Source organism: Nonomuraea sp. PA05 (genome assembly GCF_008086045.1).
Taxonomy (GTDB): domain Bacteria; phylum Actinomycetota; class Actinomycetes; order Streptosporangiales; family Streptosporangiaceae; genus Nonomuraea; species Nonomuraea monospora.
Window position 1 is genome coordinate 181,571 of sequence record NZ_VSEY01000013.1, and the last position, 12,730, is coordinate 194,300.

Here is a 12,730-nt window from a genome sequence, read left to right on the forward strand (position 1 = left end):
AGGACACGTTATCACCGTAAACAGCACAGCGTTAACAGCGATATGATCTGCGATACGTAAGAGGCGTTATCATTGATACATGGTTGACAGAGCGCGTGAGCAGACCCGCCGCCGGATCATCGACGTCGCGATCGACCTGCTGGAGCGCGGCGGCCGCGACGCGGTCACCACCCGCGCGGTCGCCGACGCCGCCGGGCTGCAACCACCGGCCCTGTACCGGCTGTTCCGCGACAAGGAGGGGCTGCTCGACGCCGTGGCCGAACACGGCTTCATCCGGTTCCTCGCCGCCAAGCACCTCGACCCGGACCCGCAGGACCCGATCAGGGAACTACGCGTCAGCTGGGATGTCGCCGTCGAGTTCGGGCTGGCCAACCCCGCGCTGTACGCGCTCATGTACGCCGAGCCCGCCAGATCCACCGCCGCCTTCCGGGCCGGCCTCGAACACCTCATGGAGCGCGTCCGCCGGCTGGCCCTCACCGGCTTGCTGCGCGTGGAGGAGAACCTCGCGGCCCAGATCATCCACGCCACCGCCCGCGGCGCCGTCCTGACCTGGCTGTCCCTGCCCGAACCGCAACGCGATCCCGCCCTCCTCCTCGCCCTGCGCGAAGCGATGATCACCGCTGTCACCACCCAGGAGGCGGCCGTGCAGGAACAGGGCCCGGCGGGCGCCGCCCGAGCCCTGCGCGCCGCCTTGCCCGACCAGAACGTTCTCAGTCACGCCGAACAGCGGCTACTGACGGAATGGCTGGATCGGCTGTCCGCATAGCCGTGAGCGCCGGACGCCGACGGCTGTCCGCCGCCCCCTCACACCCGCTAGGGCCAGGGGACGACGACGTCGCGGGTGACGGTTCCGGCCGTGGTGCCGTTGCACAGCACGCCCTGGCCGGTGGAGATCATGACCGTCGAGCAGCCCTCGTTGTCGGTGACGACCAGGGCCACCCGGTACGTTCCCGCTCGCGCGTAGCGGTGGCCGGTCCGGGGATCGGCGGTGGTGCTGGTGGCGCCATCGCCGAAGTCCCAGTGGTAGGCGGCGACGCGCCCGTCGGGGTCGGCCGAGGCCGAGGCGTCGAAGGTCACCGATCGGCCACCGGGCCTGGCGGTGAAGGCGGCGACCGGCCCCTGGTCGGGCAGGACGGCGGCCGAATTGTAGGCGGGCTCGCTGCCACCGGTGGGGAAGGGCGCGCCGGGCAGGGGCCGCATCGTCCCGCCGGGGCCGATGCGGAACGCGCTGAGCCCTCCGGTGGGGCCCTCGGTGACGTCGGGAAGGCCGGTGGAGGCGTACAGGAATCGTCCGTCCGGCAGGGTGACGATGCCGACCGGACCGAGGCCGGCCGGGACCGGCGGACCCTTGACCGGCGTGAGCGAACCGTCGGCGCCGACGGAGAAGCCCGACACCGCGCCGTCGCCCGGAGTGGTGCCGCCGCCGCCCGCGGCCGGGCTGGCGACGTGGACGAAATGTCCGTCGGGTGAGGTGGTGATGCCTTCCGGGAAGGTGGACACGTCGTACGGCGAGCGTGGCAGCGCGGTCAGCGTGCCGTCGGAGCCGATCGCGAAGCCGTAGACCTGCGAGGTGTCACTGCAGGTCAAATAGATCCGGCGGCCGTCGGGAGAGATGGTCATGGCGCCGCAGAACCGGCCGAGCCTGATCGGCGGCTTGATCTCGGTGATGGTGCCGTCGCCGTTGATGGCGAAGGTGCTGATCGCACCGACGGAGTCGAGCCGGTCGGGGCCTGGATCACCGTGGCCGACGTACAGGAAACGGCCGTCGGGCGTGACCGCCAGCCCGCGCGGGTTGGCCACGCTGGTTTCGGTGGGCGCGCCGGGCAGCGGTCTGAGCCGGCCGTCGGGGGCGATCGTGAAGCCGGCCACCGACTTGCTGAAGACGTGGGCGACGTACAGGAGGCGCCCGCTCGGTGTGACGACGATGCCCAAGGGGGTGTCCCCGCCGGTCTCGACGGTGTCCGCGCCGTTGGGCAGCGGGGTCAGCCGCCCTCGTGGCCCGACCGCGTAGGCCGAGATCGTCCCCGCCTCGTCCCCGCCCGCGTTGGACGCGTAGGCCAGGCGGGCGTCCGGGGTGAACGCCATCTGACGGACGCCGGGGCCCGCGGGCACGGGGTCGCCGGTCAGGACCGGGCGCCCGTCGGACAGGTCGACGACGAACCTGGAGATGCTGGGGGAGTCGCTGTTGGACACATAGACGACGCGCTCCCCCGCGAACGCCTCCTGAGGGGTGCCGCCGGGCGGGATCAGCGTGGCCGGAACCAGCAGGGCGGCGAGAGACAACAGGCGGCCAGTACGCACAAGGCCCTCCGTGCATCGAATGTAGTCGCGTTTTCAATCACCAAGGCGTGCCATCGCGTTCCGTGCCGTTCCATCGGCGTTGCGGCCTCGACCCGTATGTTGTACGGTACAGCGTACGGTTACTGTTGAGGGGAGAAGCGGATGTATGAGCCGAGCAACGAGGAGCTGGCGAGCGTCGAGCAGTGGTTCGCCGAGTACGACGCGCTGGCCGAGCAGGGCGCGATCGAGAAGCTGGCCGACCTGGCCGTCTTCCCGATGAACTTGGCCACCGACGTGCCAGGAGGCCACGCGGCCGTGCGGCAGTGGACGCGCGAGGAGTACCTGGAGGCGATGCGGGAGGCCATGGGCGGCGGCACTGCCGGGCTGGACCTGCGGTCGAAGCGGGTCCCGCACTTCCTGAGCCCGAACCTCGTGGTGGTGGAGACCGAGGCGACCATGACGATCGAGGGCGCGCGGCAGGAGATGCACTACGCCGATCTGCTCGTACGCACCGAGGACGGCTGGGCCTTCCAGACGATGGTGCAGAGCGGCTGGGGCCACGGCTGGGCTCCGGCCAGGCGCGGCTGACGCCGTTGCTCCAGCCCCTCAGACCGCAGGCCCGCCGCCTGCTCCGGCGAAGGGTGAGGACCGGCGACGGCAGGGCCGCGAGGCGAGTCCCGTCAGGGCGGCCGCACAGCGGTGACCTTCGGTGCGGCGCCCATGCGGGCTGCCGTGCGCCGTCCGTCGCGGGCAGCCCGTCCGGGCCCCATCCCGGCCGGCTTTCAGCCGGCGACCGGGGAGGCGATGACCACGGTGACGTCGGCGGGCGTGTCGTCGGTGCGGTAGGAGTGCGGGGCGTCGCCGGCGAAGGCCAGCATGTCGCCGACGTCCAAACGGCGCAGATCGTCCGCCGGACCCGCGAGGAGGCCCCCGGAGGCGACCAGGAGATGCTCGACGGTGCCGAAAGCGTGGGGAACGCCGTCGATGGCGGTGTCCGGCGGGAGCCGCAGCCGCCAGATCTCGAGACTGTGGCCGCCACTGATGCGGCGCAGCAGCTCGCGGGTGGGTTCGTCCCGGCCGGCGACGGTCGAGGCGAGGTGGACGGTGCCGGGGTCGCCGTGGCGGATCAGCAGGTCGGTGAGCGGGATGGCCAGGGCGACGGCGATGGCGTCCAGGGTGTCGAGGGTGGGGTTGCCCAGGCCCGCCTCCAGTTGCGACAGGGTCGCCTTGCTCAGCCCGGTTCGCCGGGCCAGCTCGGCCTGGCTCATGCCGCGCTGCTGCCGGCGACGGTGGATCTGGGCGCCGGCCGCGGCGGCGGCGCTGCTGGCGGGACGGCGATCCCGGCCGGGGGCGCTCATCGCAACGGCCTGTGGGCGGCGGTGTAGGAGACGCGGATGCGGCCCTTCTTCAGCTTCACGGCGGAGACGGTCACCTGTAGCAGGTCGGCGAGGCTGCGCACGTGGGTGCCGCCGCAGGGGGCGGCGTGGACGTCGCCGATCCGTACGACCCGGTGCCCGTCGCCATCGTGGTCGGCGGTGACCGGCAGGTCCTCGGCGATGGCCGCGCGGACGAAGGCGCGCAGCCGGTCGGCGGCCTTCTCCCGCTCCCCCGCATCGGCGAGCTGTGCTCCGGTCGCGGGCGGGGTGAGCTCGATGCGGGACTGGCCGGGGAAGTGGTTGCTGCCGGCCAGCGTCCAGCCTTCGGCGCGGCAGGCCGCTTCGACGAGGTGACCGGCGGTGTGCAGCGCGGCGTGCAACAGACGCGGGCCTGGATCGATGCGCGCGTGCACGGGATCGCCTTCGGACAGGTCGTCCAGCCCGGTGCCGGAACTCTCGATGGGGTGGAGCACCACCAGGCCGGTCGCGGCGTCGCGTACCGGCACGATCTCACAGTCGGCCAGCCAGCCGCGGTCGGCGGGCTGGCCGCCGCCTTGGGGGTGGAAGAGGTTGTGCCGTACCGCGAGCCACTTGCCGCCGGTCTCGTCGCGCCCGGTCGCGGTCACGCTGGTGTGGACGTCGGTGAGGTAGGTGTCCTCCAGGTACAGGGCGTCCTGGGAGCCCGTCCGGCACTCATTGAGCTGAACCATTCGTTCATCTTATCGAACGACTGGCGGCGCGTAGATGCTGCGATGCGCGTACAGCAGGTTCTCCCCTGCTTCCGCCGCCACCCCGAAAGGATCCGCCGGGCTGTCGTGCAGGTCCACGGGCATCGCCTCGCGCGCACTCAGGAACCACACCATCCCGGCGATCGGCCTGGCAGCGGGGAAGGGGAACGGCACCTCGTCCCCGTTGACATGCAGGATCTCGTACAGGGCGCTGCTCACATCCGGCACCTCGGCGCGCACCTCATCCTCCCCGGCCTCCGGCTGGATGGTGCGGTACGCATCCCGCCCCGCCTCGACGAGCTGCCCGAAGTCCTCGACGTAATGATCGGTACGGGTCAGGACCGAGAGCACGCCGCCGGTCCTGGCGGGTTCCGGCGCCGTCTGGCTCGTCACTGTGACGGAGGCGAGGGCATCGTCATAGGACGCGAGCGCCTGCAGCACGACGCCGCGCTCGGCGGAGGAATCCGTGCCGGCCGTCAGTGCGGCCAGATGCCCGTCGATGGCCTCCATCAGTGATTGAGCCGCGAGCCGTAACGCCGCGACACTGCTCTCATCCGTCTGCGTAGCCTCATCGGCCATGCGGTCACCCTCCATCTGCCGTGAGCCGGTGTCTTCGCGCCAATCCCACCTGACGGAGGAACGATGATCAAGTAGGTGCGCCGCGGCAGCAGCCCGCCTGCCCTTACCCGCCCGCGACTCCGCCACGGCGGCGTGCGTCGGCAGTTCCGAACGCGGCTCGTCAGCCGTGGTGAGCCGCCACCGCCGCGTCGAACAGCACCTGCAGCTCCCCCACCCGCTCGGGCGTGGCGCGCGGGGCGACCACGGCGGCCAGTTCGGTCAGCGGCAGCGGCAGGCCGCGCGCGGCCAGCGCCGCCGCGCCCGCCTCGTCGCCGGCGATGCCCTCCGACGCCATGATCGCGGTCAGCCGCCGCCACAGCCCGGCGTCGTCCAGGGCGTCGGCGATCGACTCCGGACGTCCGGGCGCGCCGGGGCAAACCGTCCGCCACCGGTGGCTGCCCGCGCCGACCCGTTCCGGCTCCGAGCCCGGCAGGTGGACGGTGGCGTGGGTGCCCGGCGGCACCTCGACGTCGAGCGTGAGCGTGCCCTCCGCCACGCGCCAGGCGACCGCGGCCCTGCCGTACCTGGTCTCCAGGTCAGCCTCCGCCCAGGTCAGCCCGAACCCGGGGAGAGGGCGCACGTCGAGCTCCCGGTAGCCGGGCGCGGCGGGCGCGAGCCCGGCCACCCGCCGGTGCAGCCAGTCGGCGATCGCCCCGAGCGCGTAGTGGTTGAAGGAGGTCATCTGCCCGGGGTTGACGCGGCCGTCGGGCAGCATGCTGTCCCAGCGTTCCCAGATCGTGGTCGCGCCCATGGTGACGGGGTAGAGCCACGAGGGGCATGCGCGTTCCAGGAGCAGGCGGTAGGCCAGGTGCGGGTGGCCCGCGTCGGTCAGGGCGTCGGCGATGAGCGGCGTGCCGACGAAGCCGGTGGCCACGCGGAAGCCGTTGGCCCGCACGAGGTCGGCCAGCCGGGCGCCGGCCGCCTCGCGCTGGCCGGGCGTGGGCAGCAGGTCCCACGACAGCGCCATCGCGTACGCGGTGGGCGTGTCGCTCATCAGCCGCCCGCCCGGGGTGACGTAGGCGGCGGCGAACGCCGCGCGGACCTTGGCGGCCAGCGCGCGGTACCGCTCGCCGTCGTCGCGGCGCCCCAGCACGTCGGCGGCCCTGGCCAGCAGATCGGCGCTCCTGACGAAGTGCGCGGTCGCGACCAGGTCCTTGTCGGTGCGGGCCGCCCCTGGCTCGTCGGGCGGCGCGGCCGGGTCCAGCCAGTCGCCGAACTGGAAGCGGCCGGTCCACAACCCGTCCTCACCGGCGAAGGCGTTGAGGCGCTCGACCCAGGCGCGCATGCTCGGGTACTGCTCGCGCAGCACTTCGGGGTCGCCGTAGCGCTCGTACAGCGTCCAGGGGACGATCGTGGCCGCGTCGCCCCAGGCGGCCGCCGCGGGCAGGATGTTGTGGTGGATGTTCGGCACGACGAACGGCACGCAGCCGTCCTCGAACTGCTCCACCGCCAGGTCGCGCAGCCAGGAGGCCAGGAAGTTCGAGCAGTCGGCGAGGAAGGCGGCCGTCGGCGCGAAGACCTGGATGTCGCCGGTCCAGCCGAGCCGCTCGTCCCGCTGGGGGCAGTCGGTGGGCACGTCGAGGAAGTTGCCGCGCATGCTGCGCACCACGTTGTCGTGCAGGGTCTGCACGTCGGGGTCCGAGCAGCGGAAGCGGCCGGTCGCGGGCAGGTCGGAGCTGAGCACGACGGCCTCCACGGACTCGATGTCCTCGGGCTCGACGCCGTCGAGGCTCGCGTACCTGAACCCGTGGAACGTCAGCGACGGCTCCAGCACCTCGGTCCCGCCGCCCGCCAGCAGGTAGCGGTCGGTGGCCTTCGCGCTGCGCAGGGGGCGGGTGCCGAGTTCCCCCTGATCCAGGACCTCGGCGTGCCGGACGACGACCTCCTGGCCCGGCCGGCCCCGTACGCGCAGCCGTACCCAGCCCACGAGGTTCTCCCCGAAGTCCACCAGCAGCACCCCGGACGGCGAGCGGAAGGGGACCCCGCCGGGCACCACGGCGACCGGGCGCACGGGCGGCGTGTCGGCGGGGAAGAGCCGGTCGAGCGGCTCGTCGAGCACGTCCACAGGCTCGGCGGGGCCGCGGCCCGCGCGCAGGTCGGTGCTCTGGCCGTCGTACAGGTCGTCGGCGAGCACGCCTGTCGTGTGCGCCCGCCAGGTCTCGTCCGTCGCGACGACGTGGCGGCTGCCGTCGGCGCACTCGATCTCCAGTTGCGCGAGCAGCGCCAGCCGGTCGCCGTAGAACGCGCGTTCCCCTCGCCAGTACAGCCGGCCCCGGTACCAGCCGTTGCCCAGCAGCGCGGTGATCTCGTTGCCGCCCGCGCGCAGCAGCCCGGTCACGTCGTGGGTGCGGAAGCGCAACCGGTTCTGGTACGACGTCCAGCCGGGCGCCAGTTCCTCGTCGGTCACGCGTTCGCCGTTGATCCGCGTCACGTGCAGGCCGAGCGCGGTGACGTGCAGCCGGGCCCGCGTCACGGCCGCGGGCAGCTCGACGGTCCTGCTGAGCAGGGGCGCGGCGGTGAGCAGGCCGCCGAGCGTGCGAGGCGAGACAAAACGCGCCTCCCAGTCCTGCGCGCCGAGCGGCGGATTCTCGAACGGCAGCGGGTCGCTCCACGGCGTCCACGCGCCGCCGGACCTGACGCCGACCCTGACCGTGCCCCGGGCACGGGCGGCCAGCGGTTCGAACGGCCAGGTCACGCCGATCTGGCCGGCGTCCTCCTCGACGTGGGTGACGGGCGCGCCGCCGTCGAGGGTCAGCTCGATCCTGCGGGCGTCGAAGCCCGCCGCCGCCCGGCCGACCTGCCACGACAGGCGGGGGCGCGGGCCCGGCATGCCGTCGAGGCGTAGGCCGGTCGGTGCGGTGAGAACGTCGTCGGTCGCGGCGGTCATCGGGTGGCCTCCTCGGGGGCGGCGGCTTGTTCGGCGGACGCGGCCTGCTCGGCGGCCAGGGCGCGGCGGCGCATCGGGAAGATCCACGCCCAGCCGATCACGGCGGCGATGAGCACCGCGCTCAGCAGCACTCCCATCAGCGCCCGCGGGCTGGAGTCCGCGATCGCCGGGGTGACCAGGGCGAACCCCGCGGCCACGAACCGCGTGAAGGCGATGGCGATGCCCTGCGCGGTGCCCCTGATCAAGGTGGGGAAGAACTCCTGCGCCCACACCTTGAAGATCACCTCGCCGGCGAAGCCCGCGCCGATCGTGATGCAGAACTTGAGAATGATCAGCGTCACCGTGTTCACGCCGGCGATCAGGGGGATCGCCGCTCCGGCCGCCATGATGAGGACGCCGAGCGTGTAGAGCGTCATGCGAGCGGGCCCGTCCACGAACTTCATGAAGATCAGGACGGTGCCGAACCCCAGCGGGTACGCCAGCAGTCCGACGAGTGTCGCGGTCGAGACCTCCGCGCCCGCGACCTCGGTGAACAGGAACGTCTGGAACTGGCCGAAGGTGTTGGCGACAAGGTTGCCGATCGCGTAGAAGAGCCCGAGGCCGATCACCGCGCCGAGCAGCGGCCCTGACGCGAGCCTGCGCAGGGAGTCGCCACGGGAGACGGAGCCACGGGAGACGGAGCCACGGGAGACGGAGCCGCGGGAGACGGAGCCGCCGGTGGGCGCCTGCCGCTGCCGGTCGCGTTCGCGTACCCACTCCTCGGACTCGCGCAGGCGCTGCCGGAGGACGAGCACCACGGCGGCGACGACCAGCACGTGGAGGTAGATGATCCGCGCGCCCGTCGCGCCGAGGCCGGAGACCAGGAAGCCGATGAGGTAGGCGGCCAGGCCGCCGCAGCTCCACAGGACCTGGGAGAAGGCGACGAGCCGGGCGCGCCGGCCCTTCGGCGCCTCCTCGGCCACCAGCGCGAGCGAGGTCGGGATGTCGGCGCCCATCGCCAGGCCGGTGACGCCCACACCCACGAAGATCATCCATGGGTCCGCAGCGAAGGCGAGCAGGGCCAGACCGGCCAGGAACACCACCAGGTCGTAGGTGAAGACCCGGCGCCTGCCCAGCAGGTCGCCGAGGCGCCCGCCGAGGAGCGCGCCGACGGCCAGGCCCAGGGTCAGGATCGACGAGGCCGCCCCGATCATCCAGGGGGTCAGGCCGAGTTGCTGTTTGTACAGGACGAGCGCGGTGCCGGTGCCCACGATGGTGGCCGCGTCCATGTAGGACGCCATGCCGCCCAGCACGGCCGTGCGCCAGGCCCGCCGGGACGGGTTGTCCGTCGTTGCCATGAATACCTCTCGAAGGGGGATCATACGACCCTGCACGTCACAGGCCCGCACGTTGTCAGGACGTGATTGTAGATCGATCTACACAAAGCGCAAGAGCCTTGTTCTGTCCCATCGGTACGTGACACGCGTTCACCCGACCCGAAATCCCGCCCCGGCCGCGGATGTCGCTATGTTGCTGACATGACCTCGACGCGCCCGACGATCTCCGACGTGGCGGCCGCGGCCGGAGTGTCGCGGGCCGCGGTGTCGAAGGTGCTCCGCGACGCCTACGGCGTGAGCCCCGGCATGCGCGAGCGCGTGGAGAGCGCCATCGCCGAGCTGGGCTACCGCCCCCGCGAGGCCGCCCGCGCCATGCGCACCTCGACGCGCACGATCGGCGTGGCGGTCCCGCTGCTGCGCGGCCAGTTCTTCGCCGACATCCTCGACGGCGTGTACGAGGCCCTCGACTCCGGGCCGTACCGCATGCTCGTCTCACCGTTCGGCCACGAGTCCGACGAGCGCAACCCCGGCATGGAGTCGCTGTGGGACCGCGAGGTCGAGGCGCTGATCGTCGTCTCCCCCAAGGTCGGCACCGCCTGGCTCGACGCCTTCGCGCGGCGGCTGCCCACCGTGGTCGTGGCCCGCCACGACCACGGGAAGCACTACGACAGGGTCGTGGACGACGACCGCGCGGGCGCGGCGCTGGCCGTGGAGCACCTGGCCGGTCTCGGCCACCGCCGCATCACCCACCTGTCGCACGACGTCACCGGCCCGGGAGTGCTCAGCCCGCACGCCGTGCGCGAGGCCGGTTACCGCGAGGCGATGCGGCGGCTCGGCCTGGAGGACCACATCGAGGTCGTGCACTGCGGCGGCAGCGAGGCCGCGACGGAGGAGGCGACGAACGTGCTGCTCGACGGTGCCGAGCGGCCCACGGCCCTGTTCGTCGGCTCCGACCAGGGGGCGTTCGGCAGCATGCGCGCGCTGGCCGGACACGGCCTCCGGGTGCCCGAGGACATCTCGGTCGCCGGCTATGACGACACCCAGTTCGCCTCACACCCCCGCTTCTCCCTCACCACCGTCGCCCAGTACGGGACGACGATGGGGCGGGTGGCGGCGCAGTTCGCCCTCGAACGGGCCGAGGGCCGGACGGAGCAGCGCGCGTGGGTGTCCGAACCGGCCCTGATCGAACGCCACTCGACGGGCTCCCCGCCGGGATGACGCCTGTGTGGAGATGACGGATGCCGTGTCATCGCCCTGCGCCCGCGCGGGACGGCTCAGCTCATCGCCGGCGCGGCGCCACCGCGGACCGACGGTGCGCGGCGCCACCGCGGACCGACGGCCGGTCACCGGGCATCGACCAGCACGCAGTCGCCGACCGGGCCGTCGGAGACCATGTCCCGGACCCCGGCCTGCACGAACTCACCGCCGACCTCCTCGGTGACGAACTCCAGCACCGCCGTCTGCCCCGGCCTCAGCACGGACGGGTCGATGCGGAACCCCGGCCCGTCCGCCTCCTCCTCGGCGGTCAGCGGCGACGCCAGGCGTACGCCGGGCGCCCAGGTGGTGCTGCGCGGCTGCTTGCAGGTCTTGCCGACCGGCATGTAGTCGACGACCGCGTTCACCCCGCGCCCGCGGAGCTCGGCCTGCAGGCCCTTGGGATCCTTGGCCTCGTAGATGTGGACGGTGATGGTGCCATCCGGGTTGTCGCGCAGCGCGTAGGCCGGCGACGGCGAGGCCAGGAGAAAGGCGGCGCCCGCCGCGCATACGGCCGCGGCGGCCATCGCGACGCCGCGCCGGCGACGCCGGGTGTGTTCGTGGACGGTGATCTGGGCCATGACCTGCTCCTTGAGTGCTCGTCTGCGGCCCTCGGGCAGCCGGTGCCGCAGCGGCGGCAGCAGCGCGGCCAGCTCTTCGCGCTCATCCATCGCCTGTCTCCTCTGCTCGTGGTGCGGTGGGCCGGGCCGCGTCGTTCGCGGCCACCCTCTGTCTGTCCGCCCGCCCCGCCCCGGTTCGCAAGGCGCGCTCCAGGTTGCGGCGGCCCCGCCACAGCCGGGACTTGACGGTGCCGATCGGAACGGCGAGCGCCTGCGCGACCTCGGCGTAGTCCAGCTCCGCCCAGACGTACAGCGCGACCACCTCCCGATCGTGGTGACCGAGCGTGGCCAGTGCCCGCGCCACCGCCTCGACCTGCTCGCGGTCGGCGGCCGGCCCGGTCACGTCCCCGAGATGGCCGAGGGGCGGTTCGGCACGCAACCGGGCCAGCAGGTCGTGGCGGCGGCGCCGGCCGCGCCGCTCGTTGCGGGCGAGGTTCGTCGCGATGCCCAGCAGCCACGGCCGCAGCGACCCGCCGTCGGGGGTGAGGCCACGCCGGGCGCGCCAGGCGTGCAGGAACGTCAGCGACGTCACGTCCTCCGCCGCCGACCAGTCCCCGAGCAGAGCCAGGGCGTGCCGGTAGACCGTGCCGGAGTGTTCGTCGAACAGCGCGGCGAACGCCTCGTGGTCCCCGGCGCGGATCCTGTACCGCATAGAGGTGTCCATACCTCCTTCACTGTCCGCCTCCCCCGCTCCGGTTCGCCAGGTAGGCGGCTCAGCATTCGAGCCGGGGCCGAGCCTCCGTCTCACGCGGTATCTCTGACCGTGCCCGCGGCCGGTTCGTCACAGCCGACGCCCGCGCTCATGCCAGCCCGGTCTCGGGCGGACATCGGCACGACTCCTCGGACGACTCCGCGAGCCGACGTCATCCCCGAGTCCGGACCTTCACGCGACGCGCTGCCGCCCGCCGCCCGGCTCTCCCGGCTCACCCGCGCGACCCGGCAGCTCGAAGTCGGGCCTGATCGCGTCGATGACGCGCGGAGCGGGCAGGCCGGGATGGGCACGTGTGCTTGCGCTGCCGCCGCCCGATAAGGTCGGCGTGTCGCCCCACCGGATCGATGAGCAGGAGACCATGCGACCCTTCCCTGGCCACGAGCAGAGTCTGCCTGCCGACGTGTGCGCCGATCTGTCCCTACTGCTGTGGGGGCGCTGGGCGATCACAGGTCTGCAGCTCGCCAGCGGGGAGATGGGTCCGGCGTACCTGATCAGCGCCTCGTCCGGGGAGTGGTCGCTGTTGTCCGCCTACCCCTGCGAGGCCGCGGCGCAGTGGTCGGCCAGCCTCTACCGCGGGCCGGACGAATATGTCGTCCTCGGGCGCGAGGAGTTCACCCGCATCGTCGCGGGCACGCACGACGACCGGACGCGCGTCTGGGCCACGAAGGAGCATCTCCTGCTGCCGCCGGAGGAACACGAAGACGGCCCGGCCGGCGACGAGCCCGCGGGGATCGACGGCGAGACACGGATGGACTACAGCGGTTTCATGACCATCCACGGCAGCAGCGCCGTGTACACCGAGCTGCTCAGTCGTCACCGTCAGTTCGGCCGCTTCGTCATCACGGGGAGCGACCTGCTGGCGCTGGACGAGGGCGTCTACATCGAGGCCAGCGGCCCCTGACCGACCGAATGCGAACGCCTCGGCCACAAGCTCCGAGT

At 72.6% G+C, this 12,730-nt stretch carries 13 protein-coding genes; 4 read left to right on the forward strand and 9 right to left on the reverse strand.

What is annotated here, in order from left to right:
- Nucleotides 1-79 precede the first annotated feature (79 nt).
- Nucleotides 80-766, forward strand: a complete 687-nt coding sequence (locus tag FXF51_RS21820) for a TetR/AcrR family transcriptional regulator (protein WP_148436372.1) — start codon at nucleotides 80-82, stop codon at nucleotides 764-766.
- 47 nt (nucleotides 767-813) lie between these two features.
- Here FXF51_RS21820 and FXF51_RS21825 read toward each other — a convergent pair whose 3' ends face one another.
- The gene (locus tag FXF51_RS21825) at nucleotides 814-2,301 is read right to left on the reverse strand and encodes a PKD domain-containing protein (protein ID WP_148436373.1); all 1,488 of its coding nucleotides are present in this window, start codon (nucleotides 2,299-2,301) and stop codon (nucleotides 814-816) included.
- A gap of 141 nt (nucleotides 2,302-2,442) precedes the next feature.
- Between FXF51_RS21825 and FXF51_RS21830 the strand changes: the two genes are divergently transcribed.
- Nucleotides 2,443-2,868 carry a nuclear transport factor 2 family protein gene (locus FXF51_RS21830; protein ID WP_148436374.1) on the forward strand — a complete coding sequence of 142 codons (426 nt, stop codon included), beginning with the start codon at nucleotides 2,443-2,445 and terminating at the stop codon, nucleotides 2,866-2,868.
- Between the two features lie 194 nt (nucleotides 2,869-3,062).
- Here the strand turns inward: FXF51_RS21830 and FXF51_RS21835 are convergent, their stop codons facing one another.
- The 5 genes from FXF51_RS21835 to FXF51_RS21855 form a co-directional block, all read right to left on the reverse strand.
- A complete protein-coding gene (locus FXF51_RS21835; protein WP_148436375.1) occupies nucleotides 3,063-3,638 on the reverse strand; it encodes a helix-turn-helix domain-containing protein in 576 nt (191 codons plus the stop codon).
- Nucleotides 3,635-4,366, reverse strand: coding sequence for a metal-dependent hydrolase (locus FXF51_RS21840; RefSeq protein ID WP_148436376.1), 732 nt, complete (start codon nucleotides 4,364-4,366; stop codon nucleotides 3,635-3,637). Before FXF51_RS21840 ends, FXF51_RS21835 begins: the two co-directional genes overlap by 4 nt.
- Nucleotides 4,367-4,375: 9 nt before the next feature.
- Entirely contained in the window at nucleotides 4,376-4,963 is a 588-nt protein-coding gene (locus FXF51_RS21845) for a hypothetical protein (RefSeq protein ID WP_148436377.1), read from the reverse strand.
- Nucleotides 4,964-5,123: 160 nt separating this feature from the next.
- Complete coding sequence (locus tag FXF51_RS21850) at nucleotides 5,124-7,889, reverse strand: family 78 glycoside hydrolase catalytic domain (RefSeq protein WP_222871404.1); 2,766 nt, start codon at nucleotides 7,887-7,889, stop codon at nucleotides 5,124-5,126.
- Nucleotides 7,886-9,226, reverse strand: coding sequence for an MFS transporter (locus FXF51_RS21855; protein WP_187414498.1), 1,341 nt, complete (start codon nucleotides 9,224-9,226; stop codon nucleotides 7,886-7,888). Before FXF51_RS21855 ends, FXF51_RS21850 begins: the two co-directional genes overlap by 4 nt.
- A gap of 180 nt (nucleotides 9,227-9,406) precedes the next feature.
- Between FXF51_RS21855 and FXF51_RS21860 the strand changes: the two genes are divergently transcribed.
- Nucleotides 9,407-10,423, forward strand: coding sequence for a LacI family DNA-binding transcriptional regulator (locus tag FXF51_RS21860; RefSeq protein WP_148436379.1), 1,017 nt, complete (start codon nucleotides 9,407-9,409; stop codon nucleotides 10,421-10,423).
- A gap of 125 nt (nucleotides 10,424-10,548) precedes the next feature.
- On the opposite strand, the gene FXF51_RS21865 is transcribed toward FXF51_RS21860, so the two are convergent.
- From FXF51_RS21865 to FXF51_RS21875, 3 genes are all read right to left on the reverse strand, one after another.
- Complete coding sequence (locus FXF51_RS21865; protein ID WP_148436380.1) at nucleotides 10,549-11,130, reverse strand: hypothetical protein; 582 nt, start codon at nucleotides 11,128-11,130, stop codon at nucleotides 10,549-10,551.
- Nucleotides 11,123-11,731, reverse strand: coding sequence for an RNA polymerase sigma factor (locus tag FXF51_RS21870; RefSeq protein ID WP_187414499.1), 609 nt, complete (start codon nucleotides 11,729-11,731; stop codon nucleotides 11,123-11,125). The genes FXF51_RS21865 and FXF51_RS21870 overlap by 8 nt, the downstream gene beginning before the upstream one ends.
- A 231-nt stretch (nucleotides 11,732-11,962) precedes the next feature.
- Nucleotides 11,963-12,151: a hypothetical protein gene (locus FXF51_RS21875; RefSeq protein ID WP_148436382.1), complete on the reverse strand. Its 189-nt coding sequence runs from the start codon at nucleotides 12,149-12,151 to the stop codon at nucleotides 11,963-11,965.
- On the opposite strand from FXF51_RS21875, the gene FXF51_RS21880 reads away from it, so the two are divergent.
- Nucleotides 12,150-12,692, forward strand: a complete 543-nt coding sequence (locus FXF51_RS21880) for a hypothetical protein (protein ID WP_148436383.1) — start codon at nucleotides 12,150-12,152, stop codon at nucleotides 12,690-12,692. The two genes, FXF51_RS21875 and FXF51_RS21880, sit on opposite strands and share 2 nt — an antisense overlap.
- The last annotated feature ends 38 nt before the right edge of the window (nucleotides 12,693-12,730 follow it).